Below are 25,126 nucleotides of genomic sequence, written 5' to 3' on the forward strand. Positions count from 1 at the left end.
TCGTTAAGGTGAACCCATGAGCGATCCCTTCCGTTTCGACCGCGGCCACACCGACGACCTGATGTCCTTCCTCATCGCGAGCCCGTCGCCCTACCACGCCGTGGCCAACGCCGCCGAGCGGCTGGAGAAGGTCGGCTTCCGGCAGGTCGCGGAGACGGACGCCTGGGACGGGACGGCCGGCGGCAAGTACGTGCTGCGCGGCGGGGCGATCGTGGCCTGGTACGTCCCGGAGGGTGCCGCGCCGCACACGCCGTACCGGATCGTCGGCGCCCACACCGACTCGCCCAACCTGCGGGTCAAGCCGCTGCCAGACAGCGGCGCGCACGGCTGGCGCCAGATCGCCGTGGAGATCTACGGCGGGCCGCTGCTCAACTCCTGGCTCGACCGCGACCTCGGCATCGCGGGCCGGCTGTCGCTGCGGGACGGCTCGACCCGCCTCGTCAACGTCGACCGGCCGCTGCTGCGGGTGCCGCAGCTCGCCATCCACCTCGACCGCACGGTGACCGCCGAAGGGCTCAAGCTCGACAAGCAGCGCCACCTCCAGCCGGTGTGGGGCCTGAGCGACGACGTGCGCGACGGCGACCTGATCTCGTTCCTGGAGCAGGAGAGCGGGCTGCCCGCCGGTGCGGTCACCGGCTGGGACCTGATGACGCACTCCGTGGAACCGCCCGCCTACCTGGGCCGGGACCGCGAACTGGTCGCGGGTCCGCGCATGGACAACCTGCTGTCCGTGCACGCGGGCACCGCCGCGCTGACCGCCGCCGCCACCTCCGGGCGCGAGCCGGCCCACATCCCGGTCCTGGCCGCCTTCGACCACGAGGAGAACGGCTCGCAGTCGGACACCGGCGCGGACGGGCCGCTGCTCGGCTCCGTACTGGAACGCTCCGTGTTCGCGCGCGGCGGCGGCTACGAGGACCGGGCCCGGTCCTTCGCGGGCACCGTCTGCCTCTCCTCCGACACCGGACACGCCGTCCACCCCAACTACGCGGAGCGCCACGACCCGACGCACCACCCGCGCGTCAACGGCGGTCCCATCCTCAAGGTCAACGTCAACAACCGGTACGCCACGGACGGTTCGGGCCGCTCCGTGTTCGCCGCCGCCTGCGAGAGGGCCGGCGTCCCCTTCCAGTCCTTCGTCTCCAACAACTCGATGCCCTGCGGCACCACGATCGGCCCCATCACCGCCGCCCGGCACGGCATCAGGACGGTGGACATCGGCGTGGCCATCCTGTCGATGCACAGCGCCCGCGAACTGTGCGGCGCCGACGACCCCCACCTCCTGGCCGACGCCCTGCTGGCATTCCTGGAGAACTGACACGCCGGCGCCCGGCGGGATCCCCTCCGGCAGCCCGGCCCCGCGCCCACCCCGTCGGCCTACCGGCGGCGTTTCGGAGCCGCTGCCGGGGAAGCCGTAAGGCATGAGATTCCTTGTACGCGATCGACTGCTCGGCATCGGTGACGACTACTGGATCGAGGACGAGCACGGCTCCAAGGTGTTCCTCGTCGACGGCAAGGCGATGCGCCTGAGAGACACCTTCGAGCTGAAGGACACGCACGGGCGCGTGCTCGTCGACATCCGGCAGAAGCTGCTCGCGCTCAGGGACACGATGGTCATGGAGCGGGACGGCGAGCCGCTGGCGACCGTCCGGCGCAAACGGCTCTCCCTGCTGCGCAACCACTACCGGGTGTCCCTGGTGGACGGCACCGAACTGGACGTCAGCGGCAAGATCCTGGACCGGGAGTTCGCCGTCGAGTACGACGGGGAGCTGCTCGCGGTGATCTCCCGGCGGTGGCTGCATCTGCGGGAGACGTACGGCGTCGACGTGGTGCGGGAGGACTCGGACGCGGCGCTGCTGATCGCGGTGACGGTGTGCGTGATCCACCTGGCGGAGAAGGAACGCGAGGACGGCTGAGCGCTCCGCTGGAAATGCCGCGATGTGCCGTCGGTCGTCCGCGGCACCATCGTGGCTGGTCGCGCCCGCGCGGCGGAGCCGCATGTTGATACAGCCCCGCGCCCCTTCAGGGCGCTGCCGAACCACAGCGGACTTCACCGGACCTGCTCAGGGCTGCGCGGCGTTCGGTGGCTCAGCGGTGGCTCGGGGGGGGCGAGGCCCAGGACGCGGTCCTTCAGGGCCGGGAACTGTTCGCGCGTCGTGGCCACCTTCGCCGGGTCGAAGTCCACGGTGAGGACCTCCTCCCCGGGCCCCGCCTCGGCCAGCACCTCGCCCCAGGGATCCACCACGATCGAGTGACCCGCCTGGGGAACCCGCGCATGCGTCCCGGCCGTTCCACACGCGAGCACGAACGCCTGGTTCTCGACCGCCCGCGCCTGGGCCAGCAGCGTCCAGTGCGCGCGGCGGCGCTCGGGCCAGCCCGCCGGGATCACCAGGGTCTCGGCACCGGCGTCGACGAGGGCGCGGAAGAGTTCGGGGAAGCGCAGGTCGTAGCAGGTGGCCACGCCGAGGACGGTCTGCGGCAGCCGGACGGTCACCGGTTCCCGCCCGGCGCCCATCAGCACGGCCTCGCCCTTGTCGAAGCCGAAGCGGTGGATCTTGCGATAGGCGGCGGCCAGGTCGCCGGAGGGGGAGAAGACGAGAGAGGTGTTGTAGAGGGGGCCGTCGGGGTCCCGTTCCGGGAGGGAGCCCGCGTGCAGCCAGACACCCGCGTCGCTCGCGGCCTTCGCCATCGCCTCGTACGTCGGCCCGTCGAGCGGTTCGGCCGCGGTCCCGAACTCCTCGTACGCGAAGGCGCCGGTCGTCCACAGCTCGGGGAGCACGACGAGATCGGCGCCTGCCTGATCACGTACCATCCCGGCCACCCGCCGTCTGCGGGATTCGACCGATTCGCCCTCGTCTACGGCGATCTGGATCAGCGAAGCGCGCACACTACCACCGCCCTGGCATTCGAGCCGTCCACACGGGCCTACGATCGTCACACGAAAGCACTGCCGGGGTGCCTCACAGCAGCGTAACTTGGGGGTCCCCCCCGTTCGAGCGAAGCCGATAGCTTGGGGGAGTTCCGAGACACCCGCCGACAGCCACCTCCCACTGGCAACCCCGCCACCAACCGCCCGTGTACCGACCGCCGAGGGGTCCCGTTCCGTGAGTCTGCATCCCACCCTCCAGCCCTACGCCGACGCCTGGACCCACTCCATCGAAGCGATATCCGAGCTGGTGCAGCCGCTTGTGGAGGGCGAGTGGAACCGGCGGACCCCGTGCCCGGGCTGGTCCGTCCGTGACCTCGTGTCGCATGTGATCGGTCTGGACTGCGAGATGCTCGGGGATCCGCGGCCCATTCACACGCTGCCCCGCGATCTGTTCCACGTCACCAATGAGCACCAGCGCTACATGGAGATGCAGGTCGATGTGCGCCGGCACCACACGGCGCCGGAGATGACCGCCGAGCTGGAGTACACGATCATCCGCCGCAACCGCCAGCTGCGCAACGAGTCCCGTGAGCCGGGCGCCAAGGTGCGCGGACCGCTCGGCGCCGAGATCACGCTCGAAGCGGCCATGCGGAACCGGGCGTTCGACGTGTGGGTGCACGAGCAGGATCTGCGCGCCGCCCTGGGCCGCCCCGGCAACCTCGACTCGCCGGGGGCACAGGTCGCCCGGGACGTACTGCTCGCCGCCCTGCCGAAGGTCGTGGCCAAGGACGCGGGTGCGCCGCGCAGTTCGGCGATCGTCTTCGACGTGCACGGGCCGATCGAGTTCCTGCGCACCATCCGTGTCGACATCCAGGGCCGCGGCACCCTGGAGACCGCCCCCGCCCTCGGCCCCGCGGCCACCCTCACTCTGGACTGGGAGACCTTTGTCCGTCTGGCCTGCGGCCGGGTCGCCCCGGAGGCGGTCGCGGACCGGGTGAAGACGGAGGGCGACCCCGAGCTGACGACGGCGATCCTGCGCCACTTCGCGGTGACGCAGTGACCGGCAGACCATAGGCGGCGGGCGGCGGCACCGGCCGCTGCCGCCCCGTTAATCGGTGTCCGGCGCCGCCCCGGCGAACTACCGTGCGCGGCATGACCGACACCCAGCGCGCCGACGGTGCCACCCGGCCTGCCCCCGGTGACACCTCGCGCGCCGACAGCGCCCCCCGTACCGACGACCGTCCGCCCCGGCTGACCAGGCTCACCTTTCACGGCCCGCTCTCCGAGGCGCGCGCGGCCGGGATGGTGGCGCGGCTCGCCGGGGCGGGACCCGCCACGGTGCTCGACATCGGCTGCGGCTGGGGCGAGTTGATGCTCCGAATCCTGGCCGCCGTACCGGGCGCCCGCGGCACCGGGATCGACCTCCGCGGCGAGGATCTGGCCCGCGGGCGGCGCAACGCCGAGGCGCGAGGGCTCGCGGACCGGGTGGAGTTCCGCGAGGAGTCGGCCGTGGGGACCCGGCACGGGCCCGCCGACCTGGTGCTGTGCCTGGGCGCCGGCCAGGCGCTGAGCGAGGCCGAAGCGCCCGCGCACACCGCCGAGGCCCTGCGTGAGCTGCGCCGGCTGGTCACGGACGACGGCCGGGTGCTGCTCGGCGAGGGCTTCTGGGAGCGGCCCCCGACGGCCGCGGAGCTGTCCGGCATGTGGCCCGACGCCACCGCCGACGAGTACCACAGCCTGGCGCGGCTCCTCGATCTCGCGGTGGCGGCCGGGTTCCGACCAGAGTGGACCGAGACCGCGAACGCCGACGAGTGGCAGGCGTTCGAGTCCGGGTACCAGGCGGACACCGAGGTGTGGCTGGCCGGGCACCCGGACCATCCGCTGGCGGCGGAGACCCGGGACCTGCTCGACCGGCACCGGGCCCGGTGGATGAGCTACCGCGGTGTCCTCGGCATCGCCTATCTCACCCTGGTACCGGTGCGCTGACCCGCTGGCACCGGATCCGCCGACGCATCCCGCGCGGGCCCGTACCGGTCGGCCGGCTCAGGCGGGGACGTGCACCGTCTCCACCCGGCTGGCGACCAGCCGTTCCCGCTCCCGGCGCGCCGCCCGCCTGCGCAGCCGCAGTATCTGGCTCACGCCCAGCGCCTGGAGGACGAACATGACCGAGAAGGCGACGGTGTAGTCGTCATCGGTGGCGTCCAGCAGGACACCGATGACGAACAGGGTGGTCATCGAGGCGATGAAGCCGCCCATGTTGGTGATGCCGGACGCGGTGCCCTGCCGCTCCAGCGGGTTGGCGGGGCGGGCGAAGTCGAAGCCGATCATCGAGGCGGGGCCGCACCCGCCCAGCACCGTGCACAGCACCAGCAGCAGCCACATCGGCGCCCGCTCGGCCGGGTAGGCGAGGGTCGCCGCCCAGGCGAGGGCGGTCGCGCCGACCGTGCCGAGGACCAGCGGCAGCCGGGCCCCGTGGTGCCGGGCGATGATCTGGCCGTAGACCAGGCCGACCACCATGTTGGACAGGACGACGAGGGTCAGCAGTTCGCCCGCCGTGGCGCGGCTGAGCCCCTGGGCCTCGACCAGGAAGGGCAGGCCCCACAGCAGCAGGAACACCATCGCCGGGAACTGGGTGGTGAAGTGCACCCACAGGCCCAGCCGCGTGCCCGGCTCCCGCCAGGACGCGGCGATCTGCCGGCGCACATAGGCGGAGCCCCGGTGCGGGAACGGCGCCGGCTCATGGCCCTCCGGGTGGTCCTTCAGGAAGAGCAGCAGCAGAACGAGGACCACCACGCCGGACAGGGCGCTGCCGGCGAACGCCGGGGTCCAGCCGATGCCGTGCAGCAGCCGGGCGAGGACCAGCGTGGAGACCAGGTTGCCCGCCATCCCGACCAGGCCGGCGAGCTGCGCGACCAGCGGGCCGCGGCGCGCCGGGAACCAGCGGGTGCCCAGCCGCAGCACGCTGATGAACGTCATCGCGTCGCCGCAGCCGAGCAGCGCGCGCGAGGCGAGCGCCATGCCGTACGTCGGTGAGAAGGCGAAGCCGAGTTGGCCGACCGTGAACAGCACGGCGCCCATGGCCAGGACCTTCTTGGTGCCGAGCCGGTCGACCAGCAGGCCGACGGGTATCTGCATGCCCGCGTAGACGAGGAGCTGGAGGATGGAGAACGTCGACAGGGCGGAGGCGTTCACCCGGAAGCGGTCGGCCGCGTCGAGGCCGGCGACGCCCAGGGACGTACGGAAGATCACAGCGACGAAGTAGACCGAGACGCCTATGGACCAGACCGCGATCGCGCGACGGCCGCCGGGCGGGTCGCCGGGGAGGGTGGCGTTGTTCACCGCACCTCACCCCGTGCGAGGTGGGAGAACCAGCTCACATGCCGGTGCACGATCCCGACGGCCGCCTCCGCGTCGCCCGAGCGCAGCGCGTCGAGGATCTCCCCGTGCTCGGCGAGGGTCTTGGCGACCCGGTCCGGGTGGGAGTGCAGGACCGCGACGCCCATCCGCAGCTGGCGGTCGCGGAGCTGGTCGTAGAGGCGGGAGAGGATCTCGTTGCCGCCGCTGCGCACGATCTCGGCGTGGAAGCAGCGGTCGGTGACCGCCGCGGCGGCCAGGTCGCCGGCCGCGGCCTGCTCCTTCTGCCGCGCGAGGAGTTCGGCCAGCCGCTCGACGAGACCGGGTGGCGCCGGTACGGCCTTGCGCGCCGCGTGCTCCTCCACCAGCAGCCGGGTCTCCACGACGTCGGCGATCTCCTGCGCGGAGACGGGCAGCACCAGGGCGCCCTTCTTCGGGTAGAGCTTGATCAGGCCTTCCACTTCGAGCCGCAGCAGCGCCTCGCGCACCGGGGTGCGGGAGACGCCGACGGCGTCGGCCAGTTCGCCCTCGGTGAGGAGGGCGCCGCCCTGGTAGCGGCGGTCCAGGACACCCTGCTTGACGTGGGCATAGACGCGGTCGGCGGCGGGGGGCTGCTTCACGGGAGCGGTCGGTGCGGGCGGCGCTGAAGGCATGCGCACATCATAGATACATCACGTACGCATGACATGAGCCGTCCACGATGCGGACCACCGGCGGCGGACCGGACGGCCCCGGCATGTCCCTACAGGGAAAACCCGGAAACCCCCCGAAAATCCCGACGAGGGAGCACAACCTTCTGCGCTCCCCACATGTCACACCCGTGCGGCCCCACCTTCGTGCCACCTCAACCCGGCCGCACATCAGGCGCATTCCACACAATCGGGGTATCCAACTTGATAAACGGCACCAAGGGTTTCCGTATGCGCAGAGCCGCCGCCGTCGTCATCACGTCCGGCGCCATGCTCGCGACGGGAGCCCTCACCGCGGCACCCGCCCAGGCCGTGACCGCGCCGTCGATCACGGCCAAGGGTGGCTATGTCATGAACAACGCGAACGCCAAGACGCTGTACACCAAGGCGGCGGACACCAAGCGTTCGACCGGCTCCACCACGAAGATCATGACCGCCAAGGTCGTGCTCGCTCAGTCGAACCTCAATCTGGACGCCAAGGTCACGATCCAGAAGGCGTACAGCGACTACATCGTGTCGAAGAACGCCTCCTCGGCCCGCCTGATCGTCGGCGACAAGGTCACCGTGCGCCAGCTGCTGTACGGCCTCATGCTGCCGTCCGGCTGCGACGCCGCCTACGCGCTCGCCGACAAGTTCGGTTCGGGCTCGACGCGGGCCGCGCGCGTGAAGTCGTTCATCGGCAAGATGAACTCGACCGCCAAGAGTCTCGGCCTGACGAACACGCACTTCGATTCGTTCGACGGCATCGGCAACGGCTCCAACTACTCGACACCGCGCGACCTGACGAAGCTCACCAGCAGCGCGCTGAAGAGCTCCACGTTCCGCTCGGTCGTCAAGACCAAGAAGTACACGGCGAAGACGATCACCAAGACCGGCAGCACCCGCACGATGCAGCCGTGGACCAACACGAACACGCTGCTCAGCAGCTACAGCGGCGCGATCGGCGTGAAGACCGGCTCGGGTCCCGAGGCCAAGTACTGCCTGGTCTTCGCGGCCACCCGGAACGGCAAGACGGTCGTCGGCACCGTCCTCGCCTCCACGGACGCCACCCAGCGGGGCAAGGACGCCGCCAAGCTCCTCAACTACGGCTTCGCGAAGCTGGGCTGACGCCGCGCTCTGTGACGACAGGGGCCCGCCGCACCCAGCGGCGGGCCCCTGTCGTACGGAACCGGTCGGGCGCTCCTCGCGTCACGCCCAGGTGATCAGGCGCTTCGGCTGTTCCAGGACGGCCGCCACATCGGCGAGCACCTTGGAGCCCAGCTCGCCGTCCACCAGCCGGTGGTCGAAGCTGAGCGCCAGGGTGGTGACCTGCCGCGGCTTCACCTTGCCCTTGTGGACCCACGGCTGGAGCTTGATCGTGCCGACCGCGAGAATCGCGGACTCCCCGGGGTTGAGGATCGGCGTGCCGGTGTCGACGCCGAAGACGCCGACGTTGGTGATCGTCACCGTGCCGCCCTGCATCGCCGCGGGACTGGTCCGGCCCTCGCGCGCGGTCGCCACCAAGTCGCTCAGCTCCTGCGACAGTTGCGGAAGCGTCTTGAGGTGTGCGTCCTTGATGTTCGGGACGATCAGACCGCGCGGGGTCGCCGCCGCGATGCCCAGGTTCACATAGTGCTTGAGCACGATCTCCTGGGCCGCCTCGTCCCACGAGGCGTTGATGTCCGGGTGGCGTCTGATGGCGACCAGCAGGGCCTTGGCGATCAGCAGCAGCGGGGTGACCCGCAGCCCCTGCATCTCCTTGTCCTGCTTCAGTTCCTCCACCAGCTTCATCGTGCGCGTCACGTCGACCGTCACGAACTCCGTGACATGCGGTGCCGTGAACGCCGAGCCGATCATGGCCTGCGCGGTCGCCTTGCGCACACCCCTGACCGGGACGCGGGTCTCACGCGCGCCGTCGTAGGTGACCACCGGGGCCGGAGCCGGAACCGGGGCGGCGGCGGGGGCCGCGAGCGGGGCCGGGGCCGCGGCCTCGGGTCCGGGCACCGTGGCGGCCACCGCTGCGTGCACGTCCTCGCGGGTGATGACCCCGTCGGGGCCCGACGGGGTCACCGTCGCCAGGTCGACGCCGAGGTCCTTCGCCAGCTTGCGCACCGGGGGCTTGGCCAGCGGGCGCGGCGCCACCACGGGCACGCCGCCACCGCTGCCGTTCAGCTCGGCCTGGATCGCCTGGGCGGCCTGGGCGGCGGCGGCCTCGGCACTCTTGCGCGGGCGGCGCCTGGTCGCGGACGTCGCGACGCCGTACCCGACGAGCACCGGCTGGCGGGCCGGTGCCTTCGGCTCCGCCTCGGGCGCCCGGGGCGCCTCGGGCCGCTCGGCCTCCTGCGGCGCGACGGGAGCGGGCACCGAGGCACCGCCGGCCACGTCCACCGCGATGATCGCGGTCCCCACGTCGACCGTGGTGCCCTCGGGGAAGCGCAGCTCACGGACCACGCCGTCGTAGGGGATGGGGAGTTCGACGGCCGCCTTGGCCGTCTCGACCTCGCACACCACCTGGCCGTCGGTCACCGTGTCGCCCGGCTGGACGTGCCACTTGAGGATCTCGGCCTCGGTGAGCCCCTCGCCCACGTCGGGCATCTTGAACTCGCGTACGGACGCGTCCGTCATCGTCGTCACGACCTTCTCCTCAGTACGCCAGGGCACGGTCGACGGCGTCGAGCACCCGGTCCAGGTCCGGAAGGTACGACTCCTCCAGGCGCGCCGGCGGATACGGGGCGTGGTAGCCGCCCACCCGCAGGACCGGGGCCTCCAGGTGATAGAAGCAGCGTTCCGTGATCCGGGCGGCGATCTCCGCGCCCGAGCCGAAGAACACCGGCGCCTCATGGACCACGACCAGGCGGCGGGTCTTCTCGACCGACGTCTGGATCGAGTCGAAGTCCAGCGGGGACACCGAGCGCAGGTCGAGGACCTCCAGGGACCTGCCCTCCTCGGCGGCCGCGGCGGCGGCCTCCTGACAGAGCTTCACCATCGGACCGTAGGCGACGAGGGTCAGGTCGGTGCCCTCGCGCACCACGCGCGCCTTGTGCAGCGGGTCCGGGATCGCCTCGGTGTTGACCTCGGCCTTGTCCCAGTAGCGCCGCTTGGGCTCGAAGTAGATCACCGGGTCGTCGCTCTGGATGGCCTGCTGCATCATCCAGTAGGCGTCCGAGGCGTCGGACGGAGAGACGACCTTCAGGCCCGGCACGTGTGCGAACAGGGCCTCGGGGGATTCGGAGTGGTGCTCGACCGCGCCGATACCGCCGCCGTAGGGGATCCGGATGACGACGGGGAGCTTGACCTTGCCCAGCGAGCGCGCGTGCATCTTCGCGAGCTGCGTGACGATCTGGTCGTACGCCGGGAAGACGAAGCCGTCGAACTGGATCTCCAGCACCGGGCGGTAGCCGCGCAGGGCCAGGCCGATCGCGGTGCCGACGATGCCCGACTCGGCGAGCGGGGTGTCGATGACGCGGCTCTCGCCGAAGTCCTTCTGCAGGCCGTCGGTGACCCGGAAGACGCCGCCGAGCTTGCCGACGTCCTCGCCCATGACGACGACCTTGGGGTCCGCCTCCAGGGCGCGGCGCAGCGATTCGTTGATCGCCTTGGCCAGCGGCATGTTCTTGGTGGCCATGGTCTCCGCTGCCATGATCAGACCCCCTCTGCGTCCGCGAACGACGCCTGGTAGGCGGCGAACTGGGCGCGCTCCTCGTCGACGAGCGCATGCCCGTCCGCGTACACGTTCTCGAAGATGGCGAAGGTGTCCGGGTCCGGCATGGCGCGGACCACTTCGCGCACTCGTTTGCCCAACGCTTCGCTCTCCGCCTCAAGTTCCGCGAAGAATCCCTCGTCCGCGTGGTTTGAGGCCTCCAGATAGCGGCGGAGGCGCAGGATCGGGTCCTTCGCCTCCCAGGCGGCGCGCTCGTCGTCGTGCCGGTAGCGGGTGGGGTCGTCGGAGGTGGTGTGGGCGCCCATCCGGTAGGTGTACGCCTCGACCAGCGTCGGGCCCTCGCCGTTGCGGGCGCGCTCCAGCGCCCAGCGGGTGACGGCGAGACAGGCCAGCACGTCGTTGCCGTCCACCCGGACGCCCGGGAAGCCGTAGCCCTGCGCGCGCTGGTAGAGCGGGACGCGGGTCTGCTTCTCGGTCGGCTCGGAGATCGCCCACTGGTTGTTCTGGCAGAAGAACACCACCGGGGCGTTGTAGACCGCGGCGAAGGTGAACGACTCGGCCACGTCGCCCTGGCTCGATGCGCCGTCGCCGAAGTAGGCGATCACCGCGCTGTCCGCGCCGTCCATGGCCACGCCCATCGCGTAGCCGGTGGCGTGCAGGGTCTGGGAGCCGATGACGATCGTGTAGAGGTGGAAGTTGTTGCCGTTGGGGTCCCAGCCGCCGTGGTTCACACCGCGGAACATGCCGAGCAGCTTGGTCGGGTCGACGCCGCGGCACCAGGCGACGCCGTGCTCGCGGTAGGTCGGGAAGACGTAGTCGTCCGGCCGGGTGGCCCGGCCGGAGCCGATCTGGGCGGCCTCCTGGCCCAGCAGCGACGCCCACAGACCCAGTTCGCCCTGGCGCTGCAGGGCGGTGGCCTCGGCGTCGAAGCGGCGGGTGAGCACCATGTCGCGGTACAGACCGCGCAGCTCTTCGGGGGTGATGTCGGCTACGTACCGGGCATACTCTGCGTTCTTCGCGTTCCTCGCGTTCTTCGCGATCCTGACGCGCTTGCCCTCCGGGGTGAGCAGCTGAACCAGCTCGGGTTCGGTGCTCTTCTTCGCGGCGGTACGGGTGGTGCTGGGGGTGCCGGTGGTGCCGGCCTTGCCTGCGGCGCTGCGTCGCGGCTTGCGCGCGGCACTGCTGTCCACGGTCACGTGTGCTCCTCCGTCGGTCCGGCCCCCGGGGTTGCCGGGTAACCAGTGCGGCTCACCGATTCCAGACCACCGGGCACGGGGTGGGTGCCGCTCGGCCGGGAACTGGCGGGACAGGTGCCCCGGCGAGCGCCCTGCAACAGTCACGTTACCCAGTGCGCCACATTTCTGTGAAACCCCCCCTGACCTGCGTTTTTGCTTGGATTTCCAAGTAAATCGACGCGGACCGGAAGGTTGCTGGTCACAGCCTTGCAGGAGGCCGGAGCAACGGCACGGTATCCCGGCCGACCAGCCCACGGGAAGACTCCGTATGTGACACTGACTCCGTGCGCGAAGACGGAAAAATCAGGGTATTTCTCCTGGACGACCATGAAGTCGTCCGCCGCGGGGTGCACGAGCTGCTCTCGGTCGAGGACGACATCGAGGTGGTCGGGGAGGCCGGCACGGCGGCCGATGCGCTGGCGCGGATTCCGGCCACCCGGCCCGACGTCGCGGTGCTCGACGTGCGGCTCCCGGACGGCAGCGGCGTGGAGGTGTGCCGCGAGATCCGGTCCCGGGACGAGTCCGTCAGCTGTCTGATGCTGACCTCGTACGCCGACGACGAGGCCCTGTTCGACGCGATCATGGCGGGCGCCTCCGGGTACGTCCTGAAGGCGATCCGCGGCAACGAGCTGCTGACCGCCGTACGGGACGTCGCCGCGGGAAGGTCCCTGCTCGACCCCGTGGCCACCTCCCGGGTCCTGGAGCGGCTGCGCGACGGCGGCACCGCCCGCGCCGACGACAGGCTGACCCGCCTCACCGACCAGGAGCGCCGGATCCTCGACCTGATCGGTGAGGGGCTCACCAACCGTCAGATCGGCGAGCGGCTGCACCTCGCCGAGAAGACGATCAAGAACTATGTGTCGAGCCTGCTCTCCAAACTCGGCATGCGCCGGCGCTCCCAGGCGGCCGCGTACGTGGCCCGGATGCAGGCCGAGAACCGCTGAGCGCCGCTTAGCGCACATACTGTGACAAGCCGCAGCTCATCGACCCTTTCCGTGCCCTAGGTCCTGTCGTCAAACTCCCGTCGTTCACCCGGAGGGCGGGCCCTGCGGCGTCGTGGGGGTCCCCCCTGGTCGAGCGGAGCCGAGAGCTTGGGGGAGCGTGCTCTCGTACTGGACGTACTCGGGCCTGTGTCCGGTGCGGCGAGTGGGGGTGCCCCCTGCTCGGAGAGCTCGGGGGAGCCTGCATGGCGTCGCGGGGCTGGGGGCACCTCCCGGCCGGAGGCTGGGGGAGGGAGTTTGACGACAGGGCCTAGCATCTGGCGCGTGCCGCGCTCTTGTGTACCGCCACCCGTACCCCACGCGCCCCCGCTGGGCGCCCTGCTGCGCGGCCGCCACTTCCTCAAGCACCACTTCGGCGGCGGCCACGCCTACGCCCTGCGCCCCTGGATCGACGGCCGGCACCGGCACGGCGGCCGGCTGACCCGGTGTCGGTGCGGCCGGCTCGGGGCGCTGCTCGGGGCCGTGCACGCCTGCCTGGAGCGGCGCGCGCTCCTCGAACAGCACGCCGACCGGCGTCCTCCGCCCTACTTCCACCCGTTCGACGTGCTCCACAAGGGGGACGCGCCCGCCGCGATCGTCGGGCCGAAGGTGCGGGCCCACGCGCGCGCGTACCGGCGCGCTGCCGGGGCCACGCCCACACAGCTCGCCGCGGCCGTGCGCCGCGTGTGGTGGGAGCGGCTCGACGAGCGCGGCGACACCCGCGCGGACCCCCGGTTCCCGGCCGCCTCGGCGCTCGCGGTGTGCGACGCCTTCGTGGCATGAACCGCACGCGACGTCACCCGGGCGTGGCCGACACCGCGGCCCCCGCGCGCCCAGAGAGCGTCACGCGCGCGTGGCGTGTCATTCCGCTCTCACGCGCGCGGGGCAGCCGTTTCGGACGGCGTCCTTCAAAGGCCCTCGCCCGTGTCACCGGTGGTGCCCTGGTCCGTGCCGCCCGTGTCGGGCGGCGAGTCCGACGGCTCCGGCTGCGACGAGGTCCCCGGGTTCGACGGCTGCTGGCTGGGCTGCGGGTTCGAGGGCGACTGGACCGGATCGCTGCTCTCGCTCACGGACGGGCTGAACGAGGGCGTGGGCGGCGGGACGTAGTTCGAGCGGCCGCCCGAGCCGGAGGAGCTGTCCTGGGGCGTCTCGGTCGCCTGGTCGGTGGCCTCGTCGGTCGGGCTCTCGCTGGCCGTCTCGTCCTTGGTGCTCTGCGAGGTGGTCGGCGACGGGGAGGTGTCCGAACCGCCGTCGCCGTTGCCGGTGTTGTTCAGCGCCAGCGCCACACCCGCCGCGATCGCGATCACCGCGAGCACGGCCAGGATCCACAGCTTGCCCCGGCCGCTGCCCCGGTTGCCGTGCCCCTCGAAACCGCCGTCGTCGCCGCCTCCGTACCCGGAGGGCAGGATCGGCTGCGGGATCTGCGCGGTGCCGGCGCCGTACTCGCCGGGGTGCTGCATCGCGGTCGTGCCCGCGAAGCCGCCCGCCGGGGTGTGCCGGCCCTCGTGCAGCTCCACCGGGCCGGTGTTCCAGGTGCCCGTGTGGCCGCCCTGCTCGTACAGCATCTGCAGGCCGTACTGCACCAGACCGCGCATCTCCTCGGCCGTCTGGAAGCGGTCGTCCGGGTCCTTGGCCAGCGAACGCATCACGAGGCCGTCCAGTTCCGGCGGCGAGCCGTCGGACGCCTCGGACGGCGGCGTCGGGATGTCCTGGACGTGCTGGTAGACCACGGAGAGCGGGGTCTCGCCGACGAACGGGGGCCGCAGCGCGAGGAGTTCGTACAGCAGGCAGCCGGTGGCGTACAGGTCGGAGCGGTGGTCGACCGCCTTGCCGAGCGCCTGTTCCGGCGACAGGTACTGCGGGGTGCCCATGACCATGCCGGTCTGCGTCATCGTCGTCGACGCGCCGTGCAGGGCGCGGGCGATGCCGAAGTCCATCACCTTGACGGCGCCGTTGTGGGTGATGATGACGTTGGCCGGCTTGATGTCGCGGTGCACGATGCCGTGCTGGTGCGAGTAGGCCAGCGCCTCCAGGACCCCGGAGACGATGATCAGTGCCTGCTCGGGGCCCGGTGCCTCGGCGTTGATCAGCAGATCGCGGATGGTGCGGCCCTCGACCAGCTCCATGACGATGTACGGCACGGACTGGCCGCCCACGACGTCCTCGCCGGAGTCGTACACGGCGACGATGGCGTGGTGGTTGAGGCCGGCCACCGACTGGGCCTCGCGGGTGAAGCGGGCCTTGGACACCGGGTCCTCGGCCAGGTCGGAGCGGAGCAGCTTGACCGCGACGGTGCGCCCGAGGCGCACGTCCTCGGCGGCGAAGACCTCCGCCATGCCGCCCCGGCCGAGTCTGTGGGTCAGCCGGTACCGGCCATCGCCGACGAGCCCTCCGTTGCCCCACATCTCCGGCGTGTCTGACATGCCGCCGCCAGTCGCCTCGGGGTCGGACGGGCCCTGGGCGCTGTGCGTCTGTGCCATCGGTCCTCGCCGTCGTTTCTGCCCGCGGTGCGCGCGGTGTTGTCACGGTCTCCGTCGGCCACGCTACAGCCTCCGCGCAAGCCCTCGGCCCGGTACCGGTGCCGTGACCGGCCCGAGACGGACCGGTCATCAAACCCGCTACCGGCGCTGTCGTGCAAATTCTGTGCACCGGTCGTACAACGGCTGTAACGCTTCCGCGACGCTTCTTTCGCGTACGGTCACGGAACGGGCACCGAGCTTGACGTGTCAGTGGCCTCGGGCAGACTTGGCCGGGAATGACACATTCGATCAACGGGGCGCCTGACGGCCTACTGGGGGACGCGGAAAGATGAGCCAGGACGGCGCACAGGGCCGGTACGGGGGACGGGCTCTCGCGGGCGGCCGCTACCAGCTGCGCGACTTGCTCGGCGAGGGCGGCATGGCCTCGGTGCACCTGGCGTACGACGCCGTACTGGACCGCCAGGTCGCGGTGAAGACACTGCACACCGAGCTGGGCCGGGAGCAGGCCTTCCGCGAGCGTTTCCGCCGCGAGGCGCAGGCCGTGGCGAAGCTCACGCACACCAACATCGTCTCGGTCTTCGACACCGGCGAGGACGACCTGGACGGCATGACCATGCCGTACATCGTCATGGAGTACATCGAGGGCCGCCCGCTGGGCTCGGTGCTGGAGGAGGACATCCGCCACCAGGGCGCGATGCCCGCCGACAAGGCCCTGAAGGTCACCGCCGATGTGCTGGCGGCGCTGGAGATCAGCCACGAGATGGGCCTGGTGCACCGCGACATCAAGCCGGGCAACGTGATGGTGACCAAGCGCGGCGTCGTCAAGGTGATGGACTTCGGCATCGCCCGCGCCATGCAGTCGGGTGTCACGTCCATGACACAGACCGGCATGGTGGTCGGCACCCCGCAGTACCTCTCGCCCGAGCAGGCGCTGGGCCGGGGCGTGGACGCCCGCTCGGACCTGTACTCGGTCGGCATCATGCTGTTCCAACTGGTCACCGGGCGACTGCCGTTCGACGCGGACTCGCCGCTGGCGATCGCGTACGCGCATGTGCAGGAGGAGCCGCCGGTCCCCTCCGCGATCAACCGCGCGCTGCCGCCCGCGGTGGACGCGCTCGTCTCCCGCGCGCTGAAGAAGAACCCGAACGAGCGTTTCCCGACCGCCGAGTCGATGCGCGACGAGTGCCTGCGGGTCGCCGCGTCCTTCCAGGCGGCCGCGCCGAGCATCGTCCCGGGCGCCCCGGTGCAGAGCGGCGCGGGCGTCGGCTCCGCGGTCTTCCCGCCGGTCGACCGGACGACCCCGGCACCCACCGGCCCGGTGCACACGCCGTACCAGCCGGCCCCGGGCCCGAACCCGTACGGCACACCGACGCCCTCCCCGGCGTACGGCTACCCGCACCAGGGCGGCTACCAGACGCCGGCCCCGGCCGGGTACGCCCAGCAGGCCCCGTCGACCCCGCCGCCGTACAACCTGACGCCGCCGACCCCGGCCCAGTCGTCGGGAGCGGGCGGCGGCAAGGGGAACAGACCGGTGATCATCGGCTCGATCGCGGTGTCCCTCGTCGCGGTCGTCGCCCTGGTCGTCGCGCTGACCCTGAACAACGGCGGCGGAAACGACGACGACATCAAGCAAGGCGCCGCCGACGCCTCGGCCGCCGCGTCCCGCGCGGCGGGCTACCGCGGCCCGGACCCGTCGAAGACGATCGAGACGACCGAGTGCACGGAGCCGCGCGAGTCGTACGACGATCCGGACAAGATCCGGGTGCCCAGCTTCAAGTTCAAGTACATCAAGTCGGTCAAGGCCTGCTTCCAGGCCGCGGGCTGGGAGATAGAGCAGGTCAAGGTCGACGAGAACACCTACGGCGACGGCACGATCATGGACCAGTTCCCCAAAGCCGGCACGGACGTCGACCCGAAGGACATGCCCACCATCCAGCTCAAGGTCTCCACGGGCACCCCGGCGACCGGCTGACCCGCACCACGCACAGCTCAAGGGCCCGGCGACACCCGCCGGGCCCTTCGTGGTGAGGTGGTCTACAGGTACGGCCCGCCCGAGCGGGCGCCCGGGTGCTGTTCGTCGGAGCCTTCATGACCCACGCCCGGCGGCAGCGCACGGCGCATCTGCTCCAGCTGGGCGCGGGCGGCCATCTGCTGGGCGAACAGCGTCGTCTGGATCCCGTGGAAGAGACCCTCGAGCCAGCCCACCAGCTGGGCCTGCGCGATGCGCAGCTCCGCGTCACTGGGCGTCGCTCCGTCGGTGAAGGGCAGGGAGAGCCGCTCCAGCTCCTCCACGAGCTCCGGAGCGAGACCGTCCTCCAGCTCCTTCACCGAGCTGCGGTGGATCTCCTTGAGCCGGGCGCGGCTCGCCTCGTCCAGGGGAGCGGCGCGCACCTCCTCCAGCAGCTGCTTGATCATGCTTCCGATCCGCATGACCTTGGCGGGCTGCTCCACCTGCTCCGTCACCGGGATCTCGCGGGAGTCGTCGTCTCCTCCGCCGCCGAGCGCCATCCCGTCCTGGCCCACGACCAGGATCTGGGGGTTCTCGGGCGACCTTTCGTTCCTCGGCATCTCCATGCCGCCATTCTCTCGCACGCCTGCACCTCACCACGGTGGCGCCCCCCGGTGTGCCTGATCCACCGTTTCCATCTGTCGGCGCAGTCCGGAATGCCGGGAATGTAAGTACATGTGAGGCTGGATTGCGTCGATCTTCGGCGCCTGTGCCCCGGGAGGTCACCGACGTGACTTCATGGCTGCGTTCCACACTCCGTCTCATACGGCTGCTGCTCGTGCTGGCGGCGGTCCTCATACCCTGCGGCACGGCCAGCGCGTACTGTCCCGAGGCCGCACCCCCGGGCCTCACGGGCCCCTCGGCCTCCGCCGAGCCGTCCCGGGCCGGCAGCCGCCCGGCCGAGGGCCGGCCACGGCCGGGGCGGCCGGACGGGCCCGCGGCACACACCGAGGGCGTGGACGACCCTGCCGACCCTGACGACCCTGACGACGCAGAGAGCGAGGACGGCGTCGCCGATGCCTCGCCGAGCACCACCGCCCCGTGGGGACACCACGGGGACGACTACGACGCCGCGACCCCCACCGCCTCCGAGTCCACCCAGCAGGCCGGCCTCGCCCCCTCCGCGCTCCCGCCGACCGAGGCCGCCGCCCAGGGCCGGGCGAGCGGCTCCGATCCCTCGCTGCGGCTCCTGCCGCTGGGCAGCGGCATGGTACTCATCGGCCTGGGCCTCGCCCTCGTCGGACTGCGGGTACGCCACGACTGACTCCCACGGACCCACGAACACGCCCCAGCCGACCGTGCCATCGGCCGCGAGCCGCAACCACTCGACCGCCCGCGCCGACCGCAACGCACCGCAGGTCACGGAGCGACCAGGAGGACCTTTCCGATGTGGCCGCTCGCCTCCACCACCCGGTGTGCCTCGGCCGCCTCCGGCATCGGCAGCTCGCGGTCGACCACCGGACGGACCTGGCCCGAGGCGAACAGCGGCCACACGTGCTCGCGTACGGCCGCCACGATGGCCGCCTTCTCGGCGAGCGGCCGGGCGCGCAGCGAGGTCGCGCTCACCGCGGCCCGCTTGCCCAGCAGCGCGCCGAGGTTCAGCTCGCCCTTGGCGCCGCCCTGCAGCCCGATCACCGCGAGCCGCCCGTTGACGGCGAGCGCCCGGACGTTGCGGTCCAGGTACTTGGCGCCCATGTTGTCGAGGATGACGTCCGCGCCCGCGCCGCCCGTGGCCCGGTCGAGCTCGGCGACGAAGTCCTGCTCCCGGTAGTTGATCAGGATGTCGGCGCCCAGTTCGGCGCAGCGCTCCAGCTTCTCCTTGCTGCCCGCGGTGACGGCGACCTTCGCGCCGACCGCCTTGGCCAGCTGGATCGCCATCGTGCCGATGCCGCTGGACCCGCCGTGCACGAGCAGCGTCTCGCCCGGACGCAGGTGAGAGATCATGAAGACGTTGGACCAGACCGTGCACACCACCTCGGGCAGCGCGGCGGCCTGCTTGAGGTCGACGCCCTCGGGAACCGGCAGCAGCTGCCCCGCAGGGACGACGACCCGCTCCGCGTAGCCGCCGCCGACCAGCAGCGCGCACACCTCGTCGCCGACGGCCCAGCCGGAGACGCCGGGCCCGACGGCGGCGATCCGGCCGGAGCACTCGAGGCCGGGGTAGGGGGAGGCGCCCGGCGGCGGGTTGTAGAAGCCCTGCCGCTGCAGGATGTCGGCGCGGTTGACGGCACCGGCCACCACCTCGACCAGCACTTCACCCGCGCCGGGCGGCGCCGGATCCGGCACCTCGTGCCACACCAGCGCCTCGGGCCCACCAGGTTCGGTAATCGTGATCGCATGCATGTCCCGGACGCTACTCCTCGGCCCGGGGCGCGGTCCCGGACGCGGGGTGCACGGGATCCACGAAAAATTCGCCGGGTCCGGCGATGAGTTCTCGCCGAGGTAAAGGTCTTCCCATGCGTACCCCAAGACCGCAGCAGCGGAAGGACCCGACGGATGAGAACGCAGACGTCCGGCCTCGCGATCGAGACGGCCGGCCTGGTGAAGAGGTTCGGCGAGACGCGCGCCGTCGACGGAGTCGACCTCGCCGTGCCGGCCGGCACGGTCTACGGCGTCCTCGGCCCGAACGGCGCGGGCAAGACGACCACCGTGAAGATGCTCGCCACGCTGCTGCGCCCCGACGGCGGCGAGGCGCACGTCTTCGGCCGTGACGTGGTGCGCGAGGCCGACGAGGTGCGGGCCAGGGTAAGCCTCACCGGGCAGTACGCCTCCGTGGACGAGGACCTCACCGGCACCGAGAACCTGATCCTGCTCGGCCGTCTCCTCGGCCACGGCAAGAAGTCCGCGCGCGAGCGCGCCGAGCGGCTGCTGGCCGCCTTCGGCCTGACGGACGCGGCCGGGAAGCAGGTCAAGCACTACTCGGGCGGCATGCGGCGCCGTATCGACATCGCCGCCTCCATCCTCAACACCCCCGACCTGCTCTTCCTCGACGAGCCCACGACCGGTCTCGACCCGCGCAGCCGCAACCAGGTGTGGGAGATCGTGCGAGCCGTGGTCGCGCAGGGCACGACCGTGCTGCTGACCACGCAGTACCTGGACGAGGCCGACCAGTTGGCGTCCCGGATCGCCGTCATCGACCGCGGCCGGGTGATCGCCGAGGGCACGAAGGGCGAGCTGAAGGCGTCCGTCGGGTCCGGCTCCGTCCATCTGCGGCTGCGCGATCCGGGACAGCGGCCGGAGGCCGCGGAGGTGCTGCGGCACACCCTCGACGCCCGGGTGCAGCCGGAGCCCGACCCGGTGGCGCTGACCGCCCGGCTGAACACCGCGACGAGCGGCACGGCGGCCGAGCAGGCCGCGCGGGCCCTGGGCGAACTCGCCCGCACCGGCATCACCGTCGACACCTTCGCGCTGGGACAGCCCAGCCTGGACGAGGTGTTCCTCGCCCTGACCGGACACGACACGCACGAGCCGGCCGAGGACCACGGGCCGAGGAAGGACGAGGTGACGGCATGAGCACCGCGACGACCACGGAGAGCACGGAACTCGCCCCGGTCAGCGCCGAGTCGCTGGCCGCACTGCTGGTCACCGAGCGCCGCCCGCCGCGGCCCAGCGCCCTGTCGGCATCGCTGACCTTCGGCTGGCGCGCGGTACTCAAGATCAAACATGTACCGGAGCAGCTCTTCGACGTGACCGCCTTCCCGATCATGAACCTGCTGATGTTCACCTACCTCTTCGGTGGTGCGCTGGCCGGTTCGACCCGGGAGTACGTGCAGTTCCTGCTGCCGGGCATCATGGTGATGTCGGTCGTGATGATCACGATGTACACCGGTGTCTCGGTGAACACGGACATCGAGAAGGGCGTGTTCGACCGGTTCCGCACCCTGCCGGTGTGGCGGCCCGCGACGATGGTCGGCTATCTGCTCGGCGACGCCCTGCGCTACACGATCGCCTCACTGGTGATGCTCAGCGTCGGCCTGATCCTCGGCTACCGCCCGGACGGCGGCGCGCCGGGCGTCATCGCCGGGATCGCGCTGCTGCTGGTCTTCTCGTTCGCGTTCTCGTGGATCTGGACGATGTTCGGGCTGATGCTGCGCACCGAGAAGTCGGTGATGGGCGTCAGCATGATGGTGATCTTCCCGCTCACCTTCCTGTCCAACGTCTTCGTCGACCCGAAGACCATGCCGGGCTGGCTCCAGGCCTTCGTCAACAACAGCCCGGTCACCCATCTGTCGTCCGGGGTGCGGAAGTTGATGGCCGGTGACTGGCCGGCCGCCGAGATCGCCTGGACGCTGGGCTGGTCGGGCCTGTTCCTGCTGGTCTTCGGCCCGATCACGATGCGGCTGTACAACCGGCGGTGATCCGCCCGACCGGCCCCGGGCTCAGGCCCGGGGCATCGGACGGATGTCGGGGGCGACGTGCGCTCCCGGCGTCGCCCGTACGATCGTGATCAGGCGATCGGTCAGCTGGAGGGTTCCGATGGACGGATCGTCGTAGCCGAGCACCCGGTGCCCGCGGACGACGCTCACCACCAGATCGTCCGTCTGCCGTGGACGCTTGCCGACCTCGGCCTTGACCACCGGGCGTTCGACGAGGTCGAGCCCGCTGCCCTGCTGGATCAGATCCTCCATGACCATGCCCGCGGCGGGGCTGAGCACGGACAGACCGAGCAGCCGGCCGGCCGCGCTGGCGCTGGTGATGACGGCGTCGGCGCCGGACTGCTTGAGCAGCGGCGCGTTCTCCTCCTCACGCACCGCGGCCACGATCTTCGCGCCGCGGTTGAGCTGCCGGGCGGTCAGCGTGACGAGCACGGACGTGTCGTCGCGCTGCGGGGCGATGATGATCTGCCGCGCCTTGTGCACCTCGGCCCGCTTGAGCACATCGCTGCGCGTGGCGTCGCCGACGATCCCCGCGTAGCCCTCGGCGGTCGCCGCCTCGACCGCCTTGGTACTGGGGTCGACCACGACGACCTGCTCCTTCTTCAGACCGGTCGCACAGACGGTCTGGATCGCCGACCGCCCCTTCGTGCCGAAGCCGATGACGACGGTGTGGTCACGCAAGGTGTCCCTCCAGCGGTTCAGACGCCATTCCTCCCTGGTGCGTTCGGTGAGGACCTCGAGCGTGGTGCCGACCAGGATGATCAGGAACAGGACGCGCAGCGGCGTGATGGCGAAGATATTGGTCAGCCGGGCGCCGTCGCTCACCGGGGTGATGTCACCGTAACCGGTGGTGGAGAGGGTGACCGTGGCGTAGTAGAAGGCGTCGAGGAGGTCGACGGGACCGTCCGAGTTGTCGATGTAGCCGTCACGGTCGACGTAGACGATCAGCGCGGTCACGACCAGCACCAGCAGGGCCATCACCAGCCGCTTGACGACCTGGCGGGTCGGGCGCTCGACCACCTTCCTCGGGAGTTTCACCCGATGGGTGACCAGGTGCTCGTCCGCCTGGCGGGCTATGGCGTCGTGGCCGGGAAGTTTCACGTGAAACACACCCCGATCCCGGCGGACGCCCAGGGCAGATCGAGCAGCTCCGTCTCCTGGCCCTGCCGCGCCCCGCCCGGTGGCACGACCGCCAGCGCGTCGGCGGCGGCGATCCCCCGGAGCATCGCCGGACCGTTGAAGTGCAGCGGCACGGCACGGTCGCCGCGTACGGCGACGGGGACCAGCCGGGTGTCGTGCGGATGCCCCTGCACCGTCTCCCACAGGGGCAGCGCATACGGCTCGGGAGCGGGGTGGACGGCCAGCGTGCGCAACAGGGGCTCGGCGAGCGTGAGCAGGCCGGAGACCGCCGCGAGGGGGTTTCCGGGCAGCCCGACGAGGTGCTGGTTCTCCTTGGTGCGGGCCAGCAGCATGGGGTGGCCCGGGCGCACCGTGACCCCGTCGACGAGAAGCTCGGCGCCGATGCCGTCCAGGATGGGGTGGACATGGTCGACCGGGCCGGCCGCGGTGCCGCCGGTGGTGACGACGAGGTCCGCGTCGGACAGGGTGATGGCCTTGCGGAGGGCCTCGGCGTCGTCCCCGAGCCGCCGCAGGGCGATGACCTCGCCGCCGAGCGCGCGCAGCCAGGGCGGCAGCATCGGGCCGAGCGCGTCCCGGATCAGGCCGTCGTACGGCAGCCCCTGGGTGAGCAACTCGTCGCCGAGGACGAACACTTCGACGCGGGGGCGGGGGACGACGGTGACCGTGTCGTATCCGGCGGCGGCCGCCAGACCCAGGACCGCGGGGGTGACCAGGGTGCCGACGGGCAGCAGCTGGTCGCCGGTGCGGCACTCCTGGCCGCGCGGGCGGATGTCCTGGCCGTGGCCGACCTCGTGCCCGGCGTGCAGCCGCCCCTTGGGGTCCGTACGGCCGTGCTCGGAGCGCAGGACCGCGGTCGTGTCGGCCGGGATGCGGGCGCCGGTCGCGATGCGCACGGCCTCGCCGTCCGTCAGCGGCTCGGACGGTGCCTGGCCGGCCAGCATGCCCTCGTCCCGGACGGACCAGGGGCCGGGCCCGGCGACCGCCCAGCCGTCCATCGCGGAGGTGTCGAAGGAGGGGAGGTCGGTGAGCGCGTCGAGGGGGGCGGCGAGGACCAGGCCGAGGGCGTCGGCGAGCGGCACGGCGACCGGGACGCGGCGGGCACCGGAACGGGCAGCGCGGGCGGCGATCTCCCGGGCCCGCGGCCAGGGGGTGGCCCGGTGCTCGTCCGTCGAAGCGGGCGCGGGCACCTGGCCCGCGGGAGTGGAGCCGCGGCCGTCGCCTGGCTCTCTGAGTGGCCTGTGCTCCCTCACGAGCGCGAGCGCCTCCTCGACGTCGAGGTCGTCCCTATCCCCGGTGGACCCGGCGGACCCGGCGGACCCGGCAGACCCGGCGGCCCGGGTGCCGCGGGCGGTCATTGGGCGTCCGGACCCGGATCGGTCCGGTCGGCGGGGCCCGGGGCACCACTCCCGGTGGCCTCATTCTCTTCCTCCCAGCGCAGCGCCAGCGCGGCGGCCTTGCGGGCGGCCTCGGCGACCGCCTCGGGCCCGCCCTTGCCCTGTGCTGCGGCATAGCCGACGAGGAAGGTGGTCAGCGGGGCGGCGGGGCGAGCCACCCCGTGCGCGGCGTCACGGGCGAGATCGAGCAGGACGCCGGTGTCGACGTCCAGGTCGATGCCCAGCTCGTCCTTGACTGCGGAGATCCATTCATCCAACACGTGCCCATGCTCCCTGATCCGTGCTCTGGCCGTCGCGATGTCGTCCCAGGTGTCGCAGTCGAAGGACGCGAGCGGATCCGGGACGCGGGTGAGGTCGAGTGCGCCGGTGAGCCGGCGCAGCGGCAGCCCGGCGAGACCGCCGTGGGTGTCGCCGAGCGCCGTCAGTTCGCGGCGCAGCGCGGCCGTGCGGTACGCGGCCACGAGCGGCTGGTCGCGGCCGTCCGCGTCGGTGAGCAGCGCGCCCTCGGTGCCGGTGCCGCGGAGCGCCGTCAACAGCCCGCGCACCGTGGCCGCTTCCAGGAACGGCAGGTCGGCGGAGAGGACGACCGCGTACTCCGCGTCGGTGTGCCGCAGCCCGGCGTCGAGCGCGGCGACCGGTCCGGCGCCGGGGGGCTCCTCGCGCGCCCAGCGCACGGGGCGCGCGGTGGGCCGGGGGTCGGCCACGACGACGGTGGTACGGGCCGTGGCGCAGGCGGTGAGCACCCGGTCGAGCAGCGGGCGCCCGCCGACCCGCAGGCCGGGTTTGTCGGCCCCGCCGAGCCGCCGGGCGGCGCCGCCGGCCAGGACGACGGCGTCGTACGGCTCGGTCGTCACGGCGGCGAGAGCGTTCTCGGTCACCCCCCGAGTATGCGTGCCGTGCTGATCACGGGGAACCGAGGGGGGACCTGAGCCACGGGGAGCGCCCGCGCGGAGCGCTCTCGGTG

General features: G+C 71.8%; 23 protein-coding genes. 11 read left to right on the forward strand and 12 right to left on the reverse strand.

The genetic code is table 11. The annotated features are described in order from the left end of the window. Positions 1 to 16: 16 nt before the first annotated feature. Positions 17 to 1,315 carry a M18 family aminopeptidase gene (locus tag CTZ28_RS12125; RefSeq protein ID WP_121889341.1) on the forward strand — a complete coding sequence of 433 codons (1,299 nt, stop codon included), beginning with the start codon at positions 17 to 19 and terminating at the stop codon, positions 1,313 to 1,315. Between the two features lie 103 nt (positions 1,316 to 1,418). Further along, positions 1,419 to 1,913, forward strand: a complete 495-nt coding sequence (locus CTZ28_RS12130) for an LURP-one-related/scramblase family protein (protein ID WP_121889342.1) — start codon at positions 1,419 to 1,421, stop codon at positions 1,911 to 1,913. A 134-nt stretch (positions 1,914 to 2,047) separates the two neighbouring features. Here the strand turns inward: CTZ28_RS12130 and CTZ28_RS12135 are convergent, their stop codons facing one another. Then, complete coding sequence (locus CTZ28_RS12135; protein ID WP_121889343.1) at positions 2,048 to 2,884, reverse strand: carbon-nitrogen family hydrolase; 837 nt, start codon at positions 2,882 to 2,884, stop codon at positions 2,048 to 2,050. A gap of 217 nt (positions 2,885 to 3,101) precedes the next feature. Between CTZ28_RS12135 and CTZ28_RS12140 the strand changes: the two genes are divergently transcribed. Together CTZ28_RS12140 and CTZ28_RS12145 are read left to right on the forward strand one after the other, a co-directional pair. Further along, a complete protein-coding gene (locus CTZ28_RS12140) occupies positions 3,102 to 3,926 on the forward strand; it encodes a maleylpyruvate isomerase family mycothiol-dependent enzyme (RefSeq protein WP_121889344.1) in 825 nt (274 codons plus the stop codon). A gap of 92 nt (positions 3,927 to 4,018) precedes the next feature. After that, positions 4,019 to 4,852 (forward strand): SAM-dependent methyltransferase, encoded by an 834-nt coding sequence (locus tag CTZ28_RS12145; protein ID WP_121889345.1) that lies wholly within the window; start codon positions 4,019 to 4,021, stop codon positions 4,850 to 4,852. Between the two features lie 57 nt (positions 4,853 to 4,909). On the opposite strand, the gene CTZ28_RS12150 is transcribed toward CTZ28_RS12145, so the two are convergent. Both CTZ28_RS12150 and CTZ28_RS12155 read right to left on the reverse strand, forming a co-directional pair. Beyond that, the gene (locus CTZ28_RS12150) at positions 4,910 to 6,205 is read right to left on the reverse strand and encodes an MFS transporter (RefSeq protein WP_121889346.1); all 1,296 of its coding nucleotides are present in this window, start codon (positions 6,203 to 6,205) and stop codon (positions 4,910 to 4,912) included. Further along, positions 6,202 to 6,873 carry a GntR family transcriptional regulator gene (locus tag CTZ28_RS12155; RefSeq protein WP_121889347.1) on the reverse strand — a complete coding sequence of 224 codons (672 nt, stop codon included), beginning with the start codon at positions 6,871 to 6,873 and terminating at the stop codon, positions 6,202 to 6,204. Before CTZ28_RS12155 ends, CTZ28_RS12150 begins: the two co-directional genes overlap by 4 nt. Positions 6,874 to 7,140: 267 nt before the next feature. On the opposite strand from CTZ28_RS12155, the gene CTZ28_RS12160 reads away from it, so the two are divergent. Further along, a complete protein-coding gene (locus tag CTZ28_RS12160) occupies positions 7,141 to 8,016 on the forward strand; it encodes a D-alanyl-D-alanine carboxypeptidase family protein (protein WP_398655782.1) in 876 nt (291 codons plus the stop codon). A gap of 81 nt (positions 8,017 to 8,097) precedes the next feature. Here the strand turns inward: CTZ28_RS12160 and CTZ28_RS12165 are convergent, their stop codons facing one another. Genes CTZ28_RS12165 through pdhA form a run of 3 tightly spaced genes read right to left on the reverse strand, consistent with a single transcriptional unit; the run spans position 8,098 to position 11,745 of the window. Beyond that, positions 8,098 to 9,522 (reverse strand): dihydrolipoamide acetyltransferase family protein, encoded by a 1,425-nt coding sequence (locus CTZ28_RS12165; RefSeq protein WP_121889349.1) that lies wholly within the window; start codon positions 9,520 to 9,522, stop codon positions 8,098 to 8,100. 10 nt (positions 9,523 to 9,532) lie between these two features. Further along, the gene (locus CTZ28_RS12170) at positions 9,533 to 10,513 is read right to left on the reverse strand and encodes an alpha-ketoacid dehydrogenase subunit beta (protein ID WP_121889590.1); all 981 of its coding nucleotides are present in this window, start codon (positions 10,511 to 10,513) and stop codon (positions 9,533 to 9,535) included. A gap of 17 nt (positions 10,514 to 10,530) precedes the next feature. After that, entirely contained in the window at positions 10,531 to 11,745 is a 1,215-nt protein-coding gene (gene pdhA, locus CTZ28_RS12175; protein WP_121889350.1) for a pyruvate dehydrogenase (acetyl-transferring) E1 component subunit alpha, read from the reverse strand. Between the two features lie 323 nt (positions 11,746 to 12,068). On the opposite strand from pdhA, the gene CTZ28_RS12180 reads away from it, so the two are divergent. Continuing rightward, complete coding sequence (locus CTZ28_RS12180) at positions 12,069 to 12,728, forward strand: response regulator (RefSeq protein ID WP_121889351.1); 660 nt, start codon at positions 12,069 to 12,071, stop codon at positions 12,726 to 12,728. Between the two features lie 321 nt (positions 12,729 to 13,049). Next, positions 13,050 to 13,547 (forward strand): hypothetical protein, encoded by a 498-nt coding sequence (locus CTZ28_RS12185; RefSeq protein WP_121889352.1) that lies wholly within the window; start codon positions 13,050 to 13,052, stop codon positions 13,545 to 13,547. 125 nt (positions 13,548 to 13,672) lie between these two features. Here CTZ28_RS12185 and CTZ28_RS12190 read toward each other — a convergent pair whose 3' ends face one another. Then, on the reverse strand, positions 13,673 to 15,244 hold the full coding sequence (locus tag CTZ28_RS12190) for a protein kinase domain-containing protein (RefSeq protein WP_121889353.1): 1,572 nt from the start codon (positions 15,242 to 15,244) through the stop codon (positions 13,673 to 13,675). A 328-nt stretch (positions 15,245 to 15,572) separates the two neighbouring features. Here CTZ28_RS12190 and CTZ28_RS12195 point away from each other — a divergent pair, with 328 nt between their 5' ends. Further along, positions 15,573 to 17,216, forward strand: coding sequence for a Stk1 family PASTA domain-containing Ser/Thr kinase (locus tag CTZ28_RS12195; protein WP_121889354.1), 1,644 nt, complete (start codon positions 15,573 to 15,575; stop codon positions 17,214 to 17,216). A gap of 62 nt (positions 17,217 to 17,278) precedes the next feature. On the opposite strand, the gene CTZ28_RS12200 is transcribed toward CTZ28_RS12195, so the two are convergent. After that, complete coding sequence (locus CTZ28_RS12200; protein ID WP_121889355.1) at positions 17,279 to 17,818, reverse strand: bacterial proteasome activator family protein; 540 nt, start codon at positions 17,816 to 17,818, stop codon at positions 17,279 to 17,281. 164 nt (positions 17,819 to 17,982) lie between these two features. Between CTZ28_RS12200 and CTZ28_RS12205 the strand changes: the two genes are divergently transcribed. Then, complete coding sequence (locus tag CTZ28_RS12205) at positions 17,983 to 18,516, forward strand: hypothetical protein (RefSeq protein WP_147481140.1); 534 nt, start codon at positions 17,983 to 17,985, stop codon at positions 18,514 to 18,516. A 95-nt stretch (positions 18,517 to 18,611) separates the two neighbouring features. Here CTZ28_RS12205 and CTZ28_RS12210 read toward each other — a convergent pair whose 3' ends face one another. Beyond that, on the reverse strand, positions 18,612 to 19,595 hold the full coding sequence (locus CTZ28_RS12210; protein WP_121889357.1) for an NAD(P)H-quinone oxidoreductase: 984 nt from the start codon (positions 19,593 to 19,595) through the stop codon (positions 18,612 to 18,614). A gap of 153 nt (positions 19,596 to 19,748) precedes the next feature. On the opposite strand from CTZ28_RS12210, the gene CTZ28_RS12215 reads away from it, so the two are divergent. Continuing rightward, positions 19,749 to 20,765 carry an ATP-binding cassette domain-containing protein gene (locus CTZ28_RS12215; protein ID WP_121889358.1) on the forward strand — a complete coding sequence of 339 codons (1,017 nt, stop codon included), beginning with the start codon at positions 19,749 to 19,751 and terminating at the stop codon, positions 20,763 to 20,765. Beyond that, a complete protein-coding gene (locus CTZ28_RS12220) occupies positions 20,762 to 21,610 on the forward strand; it encodes an ABC transporter permease (RefSeq protein WP_121889359.1) in 849 nt (282 codons plus the stop codon). Before CTZ28_RS12215 ends, CTZ28_RS12220 begins: the two co-directional genes overlap by 4 nt. Before the next feature lie 21 nt (positions 21,611 to 21,631). Here CTZ28_RS12220 and CTZ28_RS12225 read toward each other — a convergent pair whose 3' ends face one another. From CTZ28_RS12225 to CTZ28_RS12235, 3 genes are read right to left on the reverse strand one after another with little or no spacing between them, the layout of a single operon-like run. After that, positions 21,632 to 22,738, reverse strand: coding sequence for a potassium channel family protein (locus CTZ28_RS12225; RefSeq protein WP_121889360.1), 1,107 nt, complete (start codon positions 22,736 to 22,738; stop codon positions 21,632 to 21,634). Further along, positions 22,726 to 24,123, reverse strand: coding sequence for a molybdopterin molybdotransferase MoeA (locus CTZ28_RS12230; protein WP_121889361.1), 1,398 nt, complete (start codon positions 24,121 to 24,123; stop codon positions 22,726 to 22,728). Before CTZ28_RS12230 ends, CTZ28_RS12225 begins: the two co-directional genes overlap by 13 nt. Further along, positions 24,120 to 25,040 (reverse strand): NTP transferase domain-containing protein, encoded by a 921-nt coding sequence (locus tag CTZ28_RS12235; RefSeq protein WP_121889362.1) that lies wholly within the window; start codon positions 25,038 to 25,040, stop codon positions 24,120 to 24,122. Before CTZ28_RS12235 ends, CTZ28_RS12230 begins: the two co-directional genes overlap by 4 nt. Positions 25,041 to 25,126 lie beyond the last annotated feature (86 nt).

The organism is Streptomyces shenzhenensis, assembly GCF_003688995.1.
GTDB lineage: Bacteria > Actinomycetota > Actinomycetes > Streptomycetales > Streptomycetaceae > Streptomyces > Streptomyces shenzhenensis_A.